General features: G+C 62.2%; 18 protein-coding genes. 12 read left to right on the top strand and 6 right to left on the bottom strand.

What is annotated here, in order from left to right; genetic code table 11:
- Window positions 1–296 precede the first annotated feature (296 nt).
- Window positions 297–1,451: an FAD-dependent urate hydroxylase HpxO gene (gene hpxO, locus KHQ24_RS09020; protein ID WP_004205928.1), complete on the top strand. Its 1,155-nt coding sequence runs from the start codon at window positions 297–299 to the stop codon at window positions 1,449–1,451.
- Here the strand turns inward: hpxO and hpxR are convergent.
- Window positions 1,432–2,355 carry a LysR family transcriptional regulator gene (hpxR, locus tag KHQ24_RS09015; protein WP_208692798.1) on the bottom strand — a complete coding sequence of 308 codons (924 nt, stop codon included), beginning with the start codon at window positions 2,353–2,355 and terminating at the stop codon, window positions 1,432–1,434. The two genes, hpxO and hpxR, sit on opposite strands and share 20 nt — an antisense overlap.
- A gap of 125 nt (window positions 2,356–2,480) precedes the next feature.
- On the opposite strand from hpxR, the gene hpxD reads away from it, so the two are divergent.
- On the top strand, window positions 2,481–3,518 hold the full coding sequence (gene hpxD, locus KHQ24_RS09010) for a molybdenum cofactor-independent xanthine hydroxylase subunit HpxD (protein ID WP_021314344.1): 1,038 nt from the start codon (window positions 2,481–2,483) through the stop codon (window positions 3,516–3,518).
- Window positions 3,519–3,529: 11 nt separating this feature from the next.
- Complete coding sequence (gene hpxE / locus KHQ24_RS09005; protein ID WP_004205932.1) at window positions 3,530–4,504, top strand: molybdenum cofactor-independent xanthine hydroxylase subunit HpxE; 975 nt, start codon at window positions 3,530–3,532, stop codon at window positions 4,502–4,504.
- Here the strand turns inward: hpxE and KHQ24_RS09000 are convergent.
- Window positions 4,481–5,719 carry an MFS transporter gene (locus KHQ24_RS09000; protein WP_114508371.1) on the bottom strand — a complete coding sequence of 413 codons (1,239 nt, stop codon included), beginning with the start codon at window positions 5,717–5,719 and terminating at the stop codon, window positions 4,481–4,483. The two genes, hpxE and KHQ24_RS09000, sit on opposite strands and share 24 nt — an antisense overlap.
- Window positions 5,720–5,824: 105 nt before the next feature.
- Between KHQ24_RS09000 and KHQ24_RS08995 the strand changes: the two genes are divergently transcribed.
- Window positions 5,825–6,769 carry an AraC family transcriptional regulator gene (locus tag KHQ24_RS08995; RefSeq protein WP_004205934.1) on the top strand — a complete coding sequence of 315 codons (945 nt, stop codon included), beginning with the start codon at window positions 5,825–5,827 and terminating at the stop codon, window positions 6,767–6,769.
- 9 nt (window positions 6,770–6,778) lie between these two features.
- On the opposite strand, the gene KHQ24_RS08990 is transcribed toward KHQ24_RS08995, so the two are convergent.
- The 3 genes from KHQ24_RS08990 to KHQ24_RS08980 all read right to left on the bottom strand — a co-directional run bounded on the left by KHQ24_RS08990 (window position 6,779) and on the right by KHQ24_RS08980 (window position 8,309).
- Window positions 6,779–7,534, bottom strand: coding sequence for a VOC family protein (locus tag KHQ24_RS08990; RefSeq protein ID WP_186384624.1), 756 nt, complete (start codon window positions 7,532–7,534; stop codon window positions 6,779–6,781).
- Between the two features lie 178 nt (window positions 7,535–7,712).
- A complete protein-coding gene (locus KHQ24_RS08985) occupies window positions 7,713–8,024 on the bottom strand; it encodes a cupin domain-containing protein (protein ID WP_004205936.1) in 312 nt (103 codons plus the stop codon).
- Window positions 8,025–8,045: 21 nt separating this feature from the next.
- Window positions 8,046–8,309 (bottom strand): VF530 family DNA-binding protein, encoded by a 264-nt coding sequence (locus KHQ24_RS08980; protein ID WP_004205937.1) that lies wholly within the window; start codon window positions 8,307–8,309, stop codon window positions 8,046–8,048.
- A gap of 282 nt (window positions 8,310–8,591) precedes the next feature.
- On the opposite strand from KHQ24_RS08980, the gene KHQ24_RS08975 reads away from it, so the two are divergent.
- Genes KHQ24_RS08975 through KHQ24_RS08960 form a run of 4 tightly spaced genes read left to right on the top strand, consistent with a single transcriptional unit; the run spans window position 8,592 to window position 11,894 of the window.
- Window positions 8,592–9,620 (top strand): isopenicillin N synthase family dioxygenase, encoded by a 1,029-nt coding sequence (locus KHQ24_RS08975; protein WP_211777230.1) that lies wholly within the window; start codon window positions 8,592–8,594, stop codon window positions 9,618–9,620.
- A 23-nt stretch (window positions 9,621–9,643) separates the two neighbouring features.
- On the top strand, window positions 9,644–10,450 hold the full coding sequence (locus KHQ24_RS08970; RefSeq protein WP_002904638.1) for a MetQ/NlpA family ABC transporter substrate-binding protein: 807 nt from the start codon (window positions 9,644–9,646) through the stop codon (window positions 10,448–10,450).
- Window positions 10,447–11,238 (top strand): methionine ABC transporter ATP-binding protein, encoded by a 792-nt coding sequence (locus KHQ24_RS08965; protein ID WP_008804932.1) that lies wholly within the window; start codon window positions 10,447–10,449, stop codon window positions 11,236–11,238. Before KHQ24_RS08970 ends, KHQ24_RS08965 begins: the two co-directional genes overlap by 4 nt.
- Window positions 11,235–11,894, top strand: a complete 660-nt coding sequence (locus KHQ24_RS08960; protein ID WP_211777229.1) for a methionine ABC transporter permease — start codon at window positions 11,235–11,237, stop codon at window positions 11,892–11,894. The genes KHQ24_RS08965 and KHQ24_RS08960 overlap by 4 nt, the downstream gene beginning before the upstream one ends.
- Window positions 11,895–11,904: 10 nt before the next feature.
- On the opposite strand, the gene KHQ24_RS08955 is transcribed toward KHQ24_RS08960, so the two are convergent.
- Complete coding sequence (locus KHQ24_RS08955) at window positions 11,905–12,963, bottom strand: NAD(P)H-dependent flavin oxidoreductase (RefSeq protein WP_004205941.1); 1,059 nt, start codon at window positions 12,961–12,963, stop codon at window positions 11,905–11,907.
- A gap of 89 nt (window positions 12,964–13,052) precedes the next feature.
- Between KHQ24_RS08955 and KHQ24_RS08950 the strand changes: the two genes are divergently transcribed.
- From KHQ24_RS08950 to KHQ24_RS08935, 4 genes are all read left to right on the top strand, one after another.
- Entirely contained in the window at window positions 13,053–13,898 is an 846-nt protein-coding gene (locus KHQ24_RS08950; RefSeq protein ID WP_064187244.1) for a LysR substrate-binding domain-containing protein, read from the top strand.
- A 202-nt stretch (window positions 13,899–14,100) separates the two neighbouring features.
- On the top strand, window positions 14,101–14,523 hold the full coding sequence (locus KHQ24_RS08945) for a VOC family protein (protein WP_004205943.1): 423 nt from the start codon (window positions 14,101–14,103) through the stop codon (window positions 14,521–14,523).
- A gap of 155 nt (window positions 14,524–14,678) precedes the next feature.
- Window positions 14,679–15,866, top strand: coding sequence for an MFS transporter (locus KHQ24_RS08940; RefSeq protein ID WP_049115604.1), 1,188 nt, complete (start codon window positions 14,679–14,681; stop codon window positions 15,864–15,866).
- A 229-nt stretch (window positions 15,867–16,095) separates the two neighbouring features.
- Entirely contained in the window at window positions 16,096–16,386 is a 291-nt protein-coding gene (locus KHQ24_RS08935; protein WP_004205945.1) for a hypothetical protein, read from the top strand.
- Window positions 16,387–16,416 lie beyond the last annotated feature (30 nt).

Genomic DNA, 16,416 nt, shown 5'->3' with positions numbered 1-16,416 from the left:
GCCAGAGACGACAAAAGCGCACGAATAAATTTATTAACACTTCAAAATCATCAACTTAAATTATTCGAATGATGCATCATTTCCCTCCGCTGCTGAACCAGGCTTATGAAACGATAGATTCTTAATGCAACATACAGAAACTTTTGATTCATAAAAAGGCAACCAATGCATCACATTGCACCGAGGTGGTGCGCCATGACCTGCCGCTGTGCCTCTGGCGGGCGGTTTTCCTCCCTCCGGCGAACTGGTACGCAAATTGCTGTAGTCAGTGCCTACATCTGGAGAAGGAGAAAAAAATGAAAGCAATCGTGATTGGCGCGGGCATCGGCGGCTTAAGTGCGGCAGTGGCGCTCAAACAGTCGGGGATCGACTGCGACGTCTATGAGGCGGTGAAAGAGATCAAACCGGTCGGCGCGGCGATTTCCGTATGGCCCAACGGCGTGAAATGCATGGCCCACCTCGGCATGGGCGATATCATGGAAACCTTCGGCGGACCGCTGCGCCGCATGGCGTATCGCGATTTCCGCAGCGGCGAGAACATGACCCAGTTCAGCCTCGCGCCGCTGATCGAACGCACCGGCAGCCGCCCCTGCCCGGTATCCCGCGCAGAGCTGCAGCGGGAAATGCTGGATTTCTGGGGACGGGAGCGCGTGCAGTTCGGCAAACGCGTCACCCGCTGTGAAGAAAACGCCGACGGCGTGACGGTGTGGTTTACCGACGGCAGCAGCGCCAGCGGCGATCTGCTGATTGCCGCCGACGGCAGCCATTCCGCGCTGCGTCCGTGGGTGCTCGGCTTTACCCCGCAGCGCCGTTACGCCGGCTACGTCAACTGGAACGGTCTGGTGGAAATAGATGAAGCGCTGGCACCCGGCGATCAGTGGACCACCTTTGTCGGCGAAGGCAAGCGCGTCTCGCTGATGCCGGTCTCCGCTGGCCGGTTCTACTTTTTCTTTGATGTGCCGCTGCCGGCGGGTCTGGCCGAGGATCGTGACACCCTGCGCGCTGACCTCAGCCGCTACTTTGCCGGCTGGGCGCCGCCGGTGCAGAAGCTGATCGCCGCCCTTGACCCGCAGACCACCAACCGTATTGAAATCCACGATATCGAACCGTTCAGCCGCCTGGTGCGCGGTCGCGTCGCGCTGCTGGGCGACGCCGGACACAGCACCACCCCGGATATTGGCCAGGGGGGATGTGCGGCGATGGAAGATGCAGTGGTGCTGGGCGCCGTTTTCCGCCAGACCCGCGATATTGACGCCGCCCTGCGCGAATATGAAGCCCAGCGCTGCGATCGGGTTCGCGATCTGGTGTTGAAGGCGCGCAAGCGCTGCGATATCACCCACGGTAAGGATATGCAGCTCACCGAAGCCTGGTACCAGGAGCTGCGGGAGGAGACCGGCGAGCGGATTATTAACGGCATGTGCGACACCATCCTCAGCGGGCCGCTGGGCTGACGGTCGCCATGGACTCAATCACCGCGCTCAGCGTCTGAATGGCCATCTGCGCGGGACGCGATAGCTGACGCGAGGGCGCGGTGCACAGCGCCAGGGTCAGCGGCCGCAGCAGCGTACTGCGCAGCGGGATAAAGGCCAGCTGTCCGCGCTGAACCTCGTCCAGCACGTCGAGCAGGCTGAGGAGCGTCACGCCGCTGCCGCGCAGCACCAGCGACTTAATGAGTCGAATATCATTGCAGCTGATGGTATTCTCCGGCGCAAAGTCATGGTGGCGATAGAGGAGCGTCACCCGCTCATGCACGATCAGCGGCGCGCCGGGCACGATGTGCCGCTCCAGGCTGAGCTCGCCCAGAGACAGGGCCTTCGCCCCCGCCAGAGGATGGTCCGGGCGCATCACAATCCCCACCTCCAGTTCGGCAAAGGCCAGCACGCTGAGTCCGGCCTGCCCCTGCGGATCGAGGATCAGACCGACGTCCAGATCCGCCTGACGCACTTTCTGGCTGACGGTGTGGCTGTCGGCCACCTGCAGATCCAGCTCCAGCCACGGCCAGCGGGCGATGATTTCCGCCAGCGCGGCGGCGAAGCCGCCTTCCGCCAGCGCCTGCACCATGCCGACGCTGACGCTCCCGCGCTTCATCCCCTGCAGCTCATCAAATTTTTGCCGGGTCTGACGAAACTCCTTCTGCCAGCGCAACAGATTGTCATACAGCAGTTCACCCGCAGTGGTCATCCGCAGTCCCTCCGGCAGCCGCTCGAACAGCGGCGTCCCGAAGGCCTCCTCGGCCTGCAGGATCTGGCGGTTAATCGCCGAGGCCGAGATATGCAGCTGCTCGGCGGCCCGGCGCAGGCTGCCGCAGCGAGCCACGGCGATGAAATAGTGGGCGAAACGGGAAAATGGACTCATGGTGCCCCTGTACTCTTTTATGCAACAGCAGAGTGAATTAATGGTGATGGATGTGAACACCCTAATATGACAACAATAATCTCACAACAATAAAACAATCACCGATGTGAGCAGGAAGAGAAATCATGAAGACAACCACCCCCACGCCCCCCGCACATTGCACCTTCGATCCGGAAGACTGGCTGCGGCTGGCCCGCTGCTGGCACCCGGTGGCCCGCGCCTGCGATATTGACGGCGCTCCGGTGAAAGCCACCCTACTGGACGAACAGCTGGTTATCTATCGTATAAAAGGCCAGGTGGTTGTCGCCCGCGACGTCTGCCCGCACCGCGGCGTCCCGCTGACCCTGGGGTTTCATGAAGAAGAAGGCATCGTCTGCCCCTATCATGGCCTGCGCTTTGGCGAGGATGGCCGCTGCAACCGCATCCCCTCCAGTCCGGGGCAACCCATTCCGGCCAAACTGCATCTCACCAGCTTCGCCGTGGAGGAGCGTTACGGGCTGATCTGGACCTGCCTGGACTGCGATCCGGACAATCCGCCGCCGTTACCGACCATGCCGCACTGGGACGACGCCGGCTTTCAGCAAATCAACTGTCCGGCCTTTGAAGTGAAGGGCTTTGCCGGCCGCCAGGTCGAAGGCTTTCTCGATGTCGCCCACTTCGCGTGGATCCACACCGAGACCTTCGCCGATCCGGACAACCAACAGGTGCCGGACTACACCCCGCAGGAGACGCCGTTCGGCTTTGTTGCCGACTACTGGAGCTCGGTAGGCAATTACCCGGCCAGCTCCGATTTCCGCGCGCCGGAAGGGTTCCAGTGGCTGCGTCACTTTGAAATGCATCTGCCGTTCACCGCCACGCTGACCATCCATTTCCCTGCCGATGCGAAGCTGGTGATCATGAACGCCGCCTCGCCGGTGTCGTCGCGCGTGACGCGAATGTTTGCCCCTATCGCCCGCAATTTTGACCTGCATGTGCCGGTGGAAGACGTTCATGCGTTCAACCTGCGGGTGTTTGAGGAGGACCGCCTGATGGTTGAGACCCAGCGCCCGGAGCGGCTGCCGCTGGATCTGACCCTGGAGGCGCATATTCCGGCAGACCGCAGCTCTATCGCCTACCGGCGCGGGCTGAAGAAGATGGGCTTTGGCGATTTCTTTCTGGTATGAGTGGAGGTCTTATGCGCGACATACTCCCGGTGGTGGTCGATGGCCTGTGGCGCCAGGGCGCGAAAAATCTGGCCGTTCGTCTGGTGAGCGCCGATGGGCAACCGCTGCCGGCGTGGGCGCCCGGCGCCCATATCGACCTCCATCTCCCCTGCGGGCTGATCCGTCAGTATTCGCTGACCGGCAGCCCGGCCAGACGGGATCACTATCTGCTCTGCGTCGCCCGCGAGGCGCAGTCGCGAGGCGGCTCCCGTTATATTCATGACACCCTGCGTCCGGGGCAGCCCTTGCTGATCTCTGCTCCGCGCAACCACTTTCCCCTGCACGGGGGCGGCCACGTGGTGCTCCTCGCCGCCGGGATCGGCATTACGCCGCTGCTGGCGATGGCCCATGCGCGGGCGGCGTCCGGCGCCAGCTTTACGCTGCACTATTACGTCAGCCGCGCGCAGGAGGCCGCCTTCGCCACCGAGATCGCCAGCCAGCTCACCGGCGGAACCTGCCTGATCCACAGCTCTGCCGACGGGCAGAGTCCGCGCCTGCGGCTGGCGCAGGATCTGGGCGCGCCGGACGCCGACACCCGAGTCTATTTCTGCGGACCGCCGGGGTTTATGGCCCAGGTGCGCGACACCGCGCTGGCGGCCGGCTGGGCGGAAACGCAACTGCACAGCGAAGCGTTCCAGCCGACCGTCCCGACGGCGGCGTCGGCGGAGGACGGCACCTTCACCATCACCCTCGCCTCCACCGGGGAGCGCTGGCCGGTCCCGGGGGACAAAACCATCGCCCGGGTGCTGCAGGAGCATGGCGTTGAGGTGCCGCTCTCCTGCGAGATGGGGATCTGCGGCGCCTGCCTGACGCCGGTGCGGGAGGGAACGGTCGACCACCGGGATACCGTGCAGTCGGAGGCGGAAAAACAGGCCGCGGAGCAGCATATCGCGCTGTGCTGCTCCCGCAGCCTGTCGGCCAATTTAGTTATCGATCTCGCGGGATAAGCGGCCGGTCTCCGGCTGCTCGGCGCTGGCGACCGGTTTCACCCGCACGGCGGTGAAGACCACGACCATCGCGATCAACAGCAGCAAACCGCTGCCGGTGAAGACGCCGCTGGCGCCATGCAGATCGAACACCGCCCCGCCGCCGGCGGCGCCGGCGCTGATGGCCAGCTGAATAGAGGCCACCAGCAGACCGCCTGCGCTTTCCGCCTCATCCGGCACGGTGGTGGCCAGCCAGGTGGACCAGGCCACCGGCACCAGACCGAAGGCAAATCCCCACAGGGCGACCAGCAACCCGTCGAGCACGGACAGATGGCCAAACGTCACCATCAGCAGCGCCAGGACGCTCATCATCAGCGGCACCAGCGCCAGGGTCAGACGCAGGCTGCGGCTCAGCAGATAGCTCGCCACCGAGGTGCCGATAAAGTTAGCGACACCGAAGCCGAGCAAAATCAGCGAAACGCCTTCAACGCTGGCCTGCGCGACGGTCTCAAGGAACGGTCGCAGGTAGGTGAAGAAGGCAAAATGGCCGCTGAAAATGAGGATCGACGCCAGCATGCCCCCCAGCATACCGGGACGGCGCAGCACCCTGAACAGCGTCGAGAAGGTGCCAACGCTTTCCGGCCGCATGGAGGGCAGCACCCACAGCTGCCAGAGCAGCGCCAGCAGGCTGGGTATCGCGCAGAGAATAAACACGTTGCGCCAGCCGATCAGCTCTCCGAGGTAGCTGCCGAGCGGCGCGGCCACCACCGTGGCGACAGACACCGCGGAAAAGATGATCGCCAGCGCTTTCGGCACATGGGCCGCCGGCACCAGACGCATCGCCGTGGCGGTGGACATCGCCCAGAAACCGCCGATGGCGATCCCCAACAGCAGACGACCAAGCAGGAGAAACGCCAGCGAACCGGCAAAAGCGACCATCAGGCTGGAGACAATCTGCAGCACGGAAAAGAACATCAGCACCCAGCGGCGGTCGATATTGCGGGTGGCGGTGGCGATCAGCAGGCCGGTGACTAACGCCACTAACGCCGTGGCGGTCACCGCCTGCCCGGCCATCCCTTCGCTGACGCCGAGGCTACTGGCCATCGGCGTTAACAGGCTGGCGGGCAGAAATTCAGCCACGATCAGGCCGAACACCCCGAGGGCCAGGGCATAGACGGCGCGCCAGGCAGGCCTGACGGGTGACAGGCTCGCGTCAGCAGCTATGCAGGAAGTCATATACATCTCTCCAGGTTTATTAACATCCTGGACATCTTAGGGGCTTACCCCTGGACGATATATGATGCATACTCTTCAGTTATTGATTATTCGTCCGGAATTACCATGAGCCAGCCCACTATCGATCTAACCAGCGAACTGCTGCGCGGTATGCGCCTCTCCGGCGTGAATTACCGGCGCATCGAGACCTCCCGCCCGTTTGGCGTCGGTTTTAGCGCCGTGGCGGGCAAAGCCCAGTTCCATTTCATCAGCCGCGGGCCGGTGCTGCTGCGCATGGCCAGCGGGGAACAGTTCACCCTGGAGAGCGGCGACGCGTTGTTTATTCCCAACGGCGACGGGCACGCCCTGCTCTCCGATCCGCAGGCCGCGGTGGTGAATGTGGCGCAGCTGAACAGCGAAACGGTGTGCAGCACGGTCAGTTGTATCAACGCTGGTGGCCAGCCTGACTGCCCGGAGCGCGCCGTGATTTTCAGCGGTTGTATGGACTTTGAACTCGGCGGCATGCAGCCGCTGGTGAAGGCCATGCCCGAAGTGATGCGGGTGAGCTGCCTGCTCAACACCTGGCCGGAGATCCAGCCGCTGCTGGCGGCGATGGAGCGGGAATCGCTCACCCGCCAGGCGGGCTATGCCGGGATCCTCGCCCGACTGGCGGACGTAGTGGCCGCGCTGATAGTCCGCGGCTGGGTGGCCTGCGGGTGCGGTAACGCCACCGGCTGGGTGCAGGTCCTGCGCGATCCCCGGCTGGCGAAAGCGATCTACGCCATGCATCAGCGTCCGGGCGTTAACTGGAAAGTGGAAGATCTGGCGCGGGAGGCGGGGCTGTCGCGCTCTCTCTTCGCCGAGCGTTTTCTTGCCGCCACCGGCACCACCCCCGCCCGCTATCTCACCGAGCTGCGTATGCGGCTGGCGGTGCAGTACATCACCCACGAAGGCCAGGCGCTGGAAAAAGTCGCCTTCAGCCTCGGGTATCAGTCGCTGGCGGCCTTTAGCCGGGCTTTCAAACGCATCACCGGCCAGCCGCCGGGGGCACTGCGCGCGACGGTACGCTAGCGTCAGCCTTTATATAAAGCGATACACGCCGTTGCCGACGCGAAAGCGTTGCCCCTTAAGCGCCGGGTTGGCGACGCGAAACACCAGCTCGGCCAGCTGGTTGGCGGGTCCCTGGCGGAAAGTAAACCACTGGCCGCCCGCGTCCAGCCCCTGCTCTCCCTGTGACGGGAAGCCCAGCAGTGCCTGCCAGCGGTCGCGCACCGCCTGCGGATTGTCCACCTCGAACACCGCCTGCTCGAGCACAATGTCGCCCAGCGGATGAGGCACGTCCAGCCCCTGAGCGCGCAGCCGCGCCAGCCGGGTCTCGTCGTCTTCTCCCCACTGCAGCACAAAAGGAAAGACCAGCCCGTCGGTGTCGCCATCGATGGTGAAGATCCGCCAGCGGATGACATTGCCCTGCGGATCGTGGCGCTGGCCATCGACAATCGGTGACACCGCCAGCCCCTTGCGACGCAAGTGGTCATGGGTGGCGTCGATGTCGTCGCTGCGCAGCGCGACGCGAAACAGCGCTTCGTTCTCCGGCAGCAACCGCGCGGCATCCCGCGAGAGCAGAAATCTGTCCGTCGCGGCGCGCAGTTCGTCCGGGTCGGAAATGGCGAGGAATTCGATATAGGTCAGACCAAAATAGCTCAGCGCATTGCGGGTTCCCCACCCCGGATGGCGCCCGCCGACCGCCGCCAGCAGCTGCTGCCCGGCAAAGACTTCAATCGCCGCTTCCGGCTGATTCACAAACTGTACTGCGTGATCCCACTGCAAGGTGGCCATGATCTCTCCCGGGGTTGTGCCTGTTAAGACGTCTGCGGCAAAAGATAGTGCTGGGGTGAAGGCAATGGCAAACAAGAATTATGTATATTGAAAGCTGGATAAGTGATTTATATCAACGCGGTATGTTGAGTCTGACAGGCGATGAAACGGCGGGCTAACGAATTGCCCGCCGGCGGGATCAGACCGACCCTTCTTTCTCAATCACCAGAATACGCGCCGCCCCCTGGGGATGGGCGACATGCTCGCATCCCACTTCGGCGTAAAAGATATCTCCGGCGTTCAGCATGATCACCTGTTCCTCGCCGTCGACCTTCACATGCATCGCCACCTGACCATCCATCACGGCAAACACCTCCTGACCGTCGTTGATGTGCCAGATATAGGGTTGGTCGGTCCAGTGCAGGCGCACGGTGGTGCCGGAAAAATTGGCAATGTCCAGCGCGCCCCACGCGCGGTCGGCGGTGAAATCTTTACTGCTCCAGCTCTGCATGATGTTGTCCTGTGGTAAGGGTTATTTTTTCTGCCAGTTTGCCCAGGGATCCGCTTTCTCCGCCGGCGCATCGTCGTCGAGCGAAGCCAGATACATCGCCTCCACCTCTTTGCGCGCCCACGGCGTCCGGCGGAGAAATTTCAGGCTGGACTTAATGCTGGGATCGCTTTTAAAGCAGTTAATGTTGACCTGGCGGGCCATTTCCGCCCAGCCGTAGCGCGCCACCAGGGCATTGAGCAGCGCTTCCAGCGTCACGCCGTGCAGGGGATCTTTTGAGCTGTGCATGAGGATACATCCGTTCCGCATTAAAAAAGTGCGCCCACCTTACTGGCTCTGACCGACGGGCGCAACCGGCTTCAGTTCGCCCTTACGCCTTTATCTATTTAACGCAAAAGCACAGAACCCCGTGCGGGCATAAATTAGAAAATAACGTTATTGGTTGCTTATCTGGCCCTGAGGCAAGCTGTGCTCAGCCCCGGACAGAGGAAATCACCATGCGCTGCTGTTGTGCCAGAACCCTGAACCTGAATCGACCCATAACTTATTATCCCGTTTTCGGAGAACACAATGAACGCGACCACCCTGCCGATTCTCGATCTGGCCCGCTACGCGGACCCCGCGGATAAAGCGGCCTTCCTGGCCGACCTGCGCCACGCCGCCCGTGACATCGGCTTCTTTTATCTCATCAACCACGGTGTCGACGACGCGCTTCAATATGAAGTTCAGCGCCAGTCCCAACGCTTTTTTGCCCTCGATGAGGCGCAAAAACAGCAGGTGGCGATGATCCACTCCCCGCATTTTCGCGGCTATAACCGCGCGGCTTCTGAGCTGACGCGCGGCCAGCCTGACTGGCGAGAGCAGTTTGATATCGGCGCCGAACGTCCGGCGCTGACCCTCAGCGAAGACGCGCCGCGCTGGCAGCGCCTGCAGGGTCCGAATCTGTGGCCTGCCGCGCTGCCGTCGCTTAAACCGGTATTACTTCACTGGCAACAGCAGATGACCCAGGTGGGGATCCGCCTGCTGCGCGCCTTTGCCGAAGCGCTGCAGCTCCCGGAGAATGCCTTTGACCGGCTCTATGGCGACCAACCCAACGAGCATATCAAGCTGATCCGTTATCCCGGCCAGCAGGAGACCCAGAGCAGCCAGGGCGTCGGCGCCCATAAAGATTCCGGTTTTCTCAGCTTCCTGCTGCAGGACGAGCAGAAAGGACTGCAGGTTGAGGTGGCGCCCGGGCAGTGGATCGACGCCGTGCCGCTGGCCGGCAGCTTTGTGGTCAATATTGGCGAACTGCTGGAGCTGGCGACCAACGGGTATTTGCGCGCCACCGTTCACCGGGTGGTGTCGCCGCCGGCGCAGCAGCAGCGCCTCTCCATCGCTTTCTTCCTTGGCGCCCAGCTTGACGCGGTGGTGCCGGTTTACACCCTGCCGCCCGAGCTGGCGCGTGAAGCGCGCGGTCCGGACAGCGACCCGCACAATCCGCTGCTGCGCGATGTCGGCTGGAATTATCTCAAGGGCCGTCTGCGTTCCCATCCGGACGTGGCGGAACGCTACTATCAGGACGTTTTTCGCGAACGCGCCGAGCAATTGATCGTTTAACCATAACTAAAAAGGAACACACCATGAAATATGCTGCTTTTAAACTGGCAGGGGTAGCACTGTCTCTTTCTCTGGCATGGACGTCTGCCCAGGCCGCCGCGCTGCGCGTCGCCGCGGACCCGGTTCCCCACGCGGAGATCCTCAACTACATCAAAAAAATCGATCCCAGTCTCGATCTCAAGGTGGTGGAGCTGACCAGCGGGGTCAACGCCAATGAACTGCTGGCCAGTGGCGATGTGGATGCCAACTACTTCCAGCATGTCCCCTACCTGAAGGATCAGGAGAAAGCGCTGGGTAAAACCTTTGCCGTCGCGGCCACGGTTCATATTGAGCCGCTGGGGATCTACTCGCATAAGCATAAAGATTTCTCGTCGCTGCCGGAAAACGCCACGGTGGCGGTACCGAATAACACCACTAACCTGAGCCGGGCGCTGTTCCTGCTGCAGGCGCAGAAGCTTATTAAGCTGGACCCCAAATTTACCGATCCGGCCACCACCCTGGCGACGCCGAAGGATATTGTCGAGAACCCGAAACACCTGAAGATCCTGGAGATTGAATCGCCGCAGATCCCGCGCTCCCTCGACGATGTCGACCTGGCGGTGATTAACGGTAACTACGCGCTGGAAGCCGGTCTGGTGCCGGCGAAAGATGCCCTGGGGCTGGAGAGCGCCGAGCATAACCCCTACGCCAATATCCTGGTGACCACCCCGGCCCTGGCCAATGACCCGCGCATTAAGGCGCTGGCGAAAGACCTGACGTCGCCGCAGGTGGCGGAGTTTATCCGTAAAACCTACAACGGCTCGGTGATCCCGGTGGCCCCTCAGTCATGATCACCATCGAAGGGCTGAGCAAAACCTACGCCGGAACCGGCCGACCGGCGCTGAACGATATCGCGTTGCAGATCCCGAAGGGGGCGATATACGGCATTCTCGGGCGCAGCGGCGCCGGCAAAAGTACGCTCATCCGCTGTCTCAATTTGCTGGAGCGGCCCACCTCGGGCCGCATTCTGGTGAACGGACAGGATATTACTCAGCTGAACAAGGCGGCGCTGCGCGATTATCGCCTGCGCACCGGGATGATTTTCCAGCACTTTAATCTGCTGCATGCCCGCACCGTCGCCGACAACATCGCGGTGCCGCTGGAGATTGCCGGGGTGCCGCGGGCCGCTCGCGAAGCACGGGTGCGCGAACTGCTGGAGCTGGTGGATCTCAGCGAAAAGGCCGCCGCCTTCCCGTCGCAGCTTTCCGGCGGGCAAAAACAGCGCGTCGGCATCGCCCGGGCGCTGGCCGCCCGACCGGAGGTGCTGCTGTGCGACGAGGCGACCAGCGCGCTGGATCCCGAGACCACCGCCTCGGTGCTGGCTCTGCTGGCGGATATTAACCAGCGGCTCAATCTGACCATTGTGCTGATAACGCACCAGCTGGAGGTGGTGAAAACCATTTGTGACCACGCGGCGCTGCTGGAACAGGGTGAGATTGTCGAAAGCGGCAAACTCGCCGACCTGCTGGTGACCCCGTGGTCGCGGCTGCGCCAGTCGCTGCTGCACGACCCGCAGGCTGAACAGGATTTTCTTACCCGTCACGGCGTTCAGGGGAGGCCATTATGCGGAGTAGCATGAGCTGGGAAGATTTGTGGCCGTTATTACTCGACGGCACGCTGGATACGCTTTATATGGTGGGCCTGGCGGCCCTGTTTACCGTGCTGATCGGGCTGCCCACCGGCGTGCTGTTATTTATTTCCCGCGCCAACGGGCTGGCGCCGATGCCGAAACTGAACGCGCTGCTGGGGGCGGTGATCAACATCGGCAGGTCGTTACCCTTTATCGTGCTGCTGATCGCCCTGATCCCTTTTACCCGGCTGATCGTCGGCACCACGCTGGGCAGCACCGCCGCCATCGTGCCGGTGACCATCGGCGCCTTTCCGTTCTTTGCCCGCCTGACGGAAAACGCGCTCGACGAGGTGGATTACGGGAGAATCGAAGCCATTCTGTCGATGGGCGGCAACGTCTGGCACGTGATTTTTAAATCCCTGCTGCCGGAAGCCCTGCCAACGCTGCTGGCCGGGATCACCCTGACCATCGTGATGCTGATTGGCTTTTCGTCGATGGCCGGGGTGATCGGCGGCGGCGGACTCGGCGACCTCGCCATCCGCTACGGCTATCAGCGGTTTAATAATGAGGTGATGTTTGGCACGGTGCTGATCCTGGTGGCGATGGTTCAGGGCGTGCAGATGGCCGGCGATTGGCTGGTGCGCAGCCTGGCCCACCGCCGTTAGCCGTCAGTCATTAGTTCCAGCCGCTCTCTGCCGCCAGCTGGCGCACCAGACTGGCAGCGTCACACTCGCGGATCAACCCCACCCCCTGCCCGGCCCAGTGGGCGCCATACTCATGGACGCCCTGGGCTTTCGCGGCGGCGGCCAGCGCTTTGCCGATATCATACGCCAGCGGATAATCCGGCACGGCGCTCGTCGGACAGGCTTCCCCTAGCGCGCAGAAGGCATTAGCCAGACAGCGTGCCGGACGCCCGGATATCGCGGAGGTCAGCACCGTACGCCCGTCAAGGCTGTTGTGGATCGCCGCGCGATAGCCGGCGTCGGCGGCCGATTCCGGACACAGTAAAAACGCCGTACCGAGCTGTACACCCTGCGCCCCCAACTGCATCACGCTAGCGATCCCCGCTCCGTCCATGATGCCCCCGGCGGCCACTACCGGGATGGTTAGTCGACGCCGCAGAAGTTGCACCAGGGTGAAGGTGCTCAGCTGCGCGTCAGGCTCCTGCGGAGCAAAGATCCCCCGGTGCCCGCCCGCCTCATAGCCCTGAGCGACCACCACGTCGATCCCCTGCTGTTCAATCAGCAGCGCCTCCTGGAGCGAGGTTGCCGTCGCCAGGGTGACAATCCCCTGCTGTCGCAGACGCTGGATCGTCTCACTTTCAGGAAGGCCGAAATGAAAGCTCACCACCGCCGGCGAGTGGTCGAGAAGCAGCTCCAGCATGGCGGTGTGGCCGATAAACGTCTGGTATATCTCCCTAAGCGATGCCGGAGGCGTACTGCCAAAGCGGGTAAAATGGGGGCGCAGCGTCTCTGCCCAGTCCGCTTCACGTGGGGCGTCGCGCCGCGGCGGCGCATGGCAAAATAAATTGACATTGAACGGCCGGTCCGTCAGCTGGCGGGTGGCGACGATCATCGCTTCCGCTTGGGCAACGGTTGAAGCGCCCAGCCCCAGCGAACCCAGCGCCCCGGCATTACTCACCGCAGCAGCCAGCGCGGGGGTGGAGACGCCCGCCATCGGGGCCTGGATCAGGGGGTAGTCAATATCAAGAAGCGAAAGCAGTGAATTTTGCATGAGTTCCTCGTAGATGAGTGATGCCGGAGGCTTACCATCTCTTTTAAAGATGATAAGATCAACATCATTATCATATTGAGAATAAAAATATGAACCACAGCACACTGCAAATTTTTATCCAGGTGGCCGACACGCAAAGCGTCACCCTGGCAGCAAAACGGCTGGGCCGCGCCCAGTCTAATATCACCACCCGTATTCAGCAGCTGGAAGAGGAGCTTGCCGTGGAACTTTTCGTCCGCGGCAACAAAAAAATGGTACTGTCGCCGGCAGGCGTACAGTTCCTCAGCTATGCCCGGCGGATCCTGAGCCTGGCGGAGGAGGCAAAGCAGGCTCTGCATCCGACCACACCCGGCGGCAGCCTGCGTTTGGGCGCGATGGAGGCGACCGCCGCCAGCCGTCTGCCGCCGCTGCTTACCCGCTTCCAACAGCAATGCCCGCAGGTGGATGTCACCCTCAGCACCCGGCCGACCCGCCAGTTAACCGAGGGGGTATTTACCGCCGCCCTCGATGCCGCGCTGGTCTGCCTGCCGCCAGGGCCGGATGGCCAACCGACATGCCCGCCCGGGCTGGAATCTGTCCCGGTGTTTCAGGAAACCCTGATGCTGGTCCGGCCGCAGGGCGCTGGCCCGCTGCGGTTCGCGGCATTTACCAGCGGCTGCAGCTATCGGGCGTTAGGAGAGCGCTGGCTGGCGGAGCAACAGGCGGCCGTCGAGGTGCATGAGGTTAGTTCCTATCACAGCATGCTGGCCTGCGTGGCCTCCGGGCGCTACGTCTGCCTGCTGCCGCAGAGCGTGCTGTCGCTGATGACGCTTCCCGAAAACTGCCTTAGCGAACCGCTGTGCGAGGCGACCACCCAGCTTATCTGGCGTCAGGGGTTCAGCACCTCCGCCCTCAGCGAGTGGCGCATCCTGTTGCAAAGCGCTGCGAACGGCTAAGCTAGAAGAGGATTCAGTGACACACGCGCAGGGGGCGACCCAGAGCTCTTGCCGACAAACGCAGAGGCGTTTTGCCGCTACAGTATCAACCCGAGCGACAACAGCGACAGAATCGCTTTTCGCCACAGGTCGCGGCTGTGACGCCGCTTTTTTGCCGGGTGGCGGCTGCGCCTGACCCGGCCTACGCCTTATGGGAGTCAATATGTCGTTCTGCCACATGCGCATCGCCAGACCGGTCAGCGAACTGGAGACCAGCGCCAGCATGTATTGTGCCGGGCTGGGGCTGCAGGAACTTGGCAGCTTTACCGATCATGAAGGATTTAGCGGGATTATGATCGGCTCCGCGGATGCCAGCTGGCATCTGGAATTCACCCACTGCCGCCACCATCCCGTTACCCCCTCGCCAGGAGATGAAGATCTGCTGGTGCTGTACTATCCGCAGCGTCAGGCCTGGGAGGCACAATGCAGCGCCATGGACGCCGCCGGGTTTCTGCGCGTCACGGCGTTCAACCCCTACTGGGAGGTCAACGGCGTCACTTTCGTCGACCGCGACGGCTATCGCACCGTGCTGCAAAACCGCGCCTGGGGCGTGGTGGGCGATGAGTCGCATGTGGCGGCGAGCTGACGATGATCGGGGCTGGCGTCAACCGCTGCAAAAGCAATTATTTACCTTCGGACAGACAACGTTCCCGTCGGTTACCGATAAAACGCCTTCCCGACTCGCCAGCCTTCTCGCGGCGCGCTATGCTAAACATCCCTATGTATTAACCCTTTATCCCTATGAGCACTTCCGTCAGCACCACGCAGCTTAATTTGCGCATCATTTCGATCGTTGTTTTTACCTGTATCTGCTATCTCTCGATTGGTCTGCCACTGGCCGTTCTACCGGGTTATATTCACTATCAGCTGGGCTACAGCACCTTTGTCGCCGGTATTGTGATCAGTCTGCAGTACATCTCCACGCTAATAAGCCGGCCGCACGCCGGGCGCTATACCGATATCTGGGGGCCGAAAAGAGTGGTTAGCCTCGGGATCGTCTGCTGTCTGCTTAGCGGCGCCTTCACGCTGCTGGCGGTAATGTTGCAGACGATGCCCATGCTGGCGATTGCCGCGCTGTTGGCGGGCCGGGTATTTCTTGGCGTCGGCGAGAGCTTTACCGCCACCGGAGCCACCCTCTGGGGGATCAAAACCGTCGGCGCGATCCATACGTCACGGGTGATCTCGTGGAACGGCGTGGCGACCTATGTGGCGATGGCGGTGGGCGCGCCGCTGGGGGTCACCCTTAACCACTATTTCGGCATCAGCGGCTTTGCCACGGTGGTGGTGCTGGTCGCCGCCATCGGCCTGCTGTTCGCCCGCACGCGGCAAGACGTCAGCGTGACCGCCGGTGTCAGAGCGCCCTTTCACGCGGTGGTGCGCAAAATCTGGCCTTATGGCCTGGGGCTGGCCTTTGGCACCGTCGGTTTCGGCGTTATCGCCACCTTTATCACCCTCTACTTTGCCGCGCACAGCTGGCAGGGCGCCGCGTTTACCCTCTCGCTGTTCAGCGTCGGCTTTATCTGTGTTCGCCTGGTGCTGGGGAATACCATTACCCGCTATGGCGGAGTCCCGGTCTCCCTGGCCTGCTTCGTCATCGAATGTCTCGGCCTGCTGCTTATCTGGCTGGCGCCATCAGCCTGGGTGGCGGGCATCGGCGCCTTCCTTACCGGCTCGGGTTTTTCGCTGGTCTTCCCGGCGTTGGGGGTTGAGGCGGTAAAACAGGTGGAAGAGCAAAACCAGGGGACCGCCCTCGGCACCTACTCGGCGTTCCTTGACCTCGCGCTGGGGCTGACCGGGCCGCTGGCCGGCTGGGTCGCCGGCTACTACGATCTCTCCACCCTGTATCTGCTGGCGGCGATCGTCGTCGTGTTCGCTTTCCTTCTGATTTTACGCGTACATCTGCAACAGCGGGCAGCGGTCAGGACGTAGCCAGGCCCGGATCGCGGATCGCCGCGGGCTGCCGACACCGGCAAAAAACGAATCGGCAATTGACGACGATTCGGCTTCCGTGCCAACATCCCCCTCAGCGTCTGGCGACAGATGCAAGGACGGTGGCGGAAAACAACAGAGATCGCGCAACGATCCAGCCCGCCGCCGTAGTCCAATCCGAATCACTGACCCACACGGTGAATTCCTGATTCTGGCGGGAAACACAGACATGCACCAAAGTTTTAATCAGCGCGTTCATTTCTATTACTGCGTCCTGGTCGCGCTGAAGATGCACGGAAAGTCGAAAAAGTCGGGCGGTATCCGAGGAAAGAACAACTTTCTGCTGAAATGGCTGCGCCGGGCGCAGGATAACAACATTTTCCATCCCGATATCACCAGTGAAATCGAATGGCTGCGCGGGAAGATTATTCAGGCCGGCTACGATACCGATCTCGAGCCGATGCTGGATTTTGTTTACGCCACCGCCAGCCGCGCCGAAGCGCTGAAGAACGCCGAATAAGCCACTGCGCCCGCTGCGGGCGCAGATGCT

Source organism: Klebsiella sp. 54, assembly GCF_018223875.1.
Lineage (GTDB): Bacteria > Pseudomonadota > Gammaproteobacteria > Enterobacterales > Enterobacteriaceae > Klebsiella > Klebsiella quasipneumoniae.
This window is presented reverse-complemented; position numbering and strand designations above follow the sequence as displayed.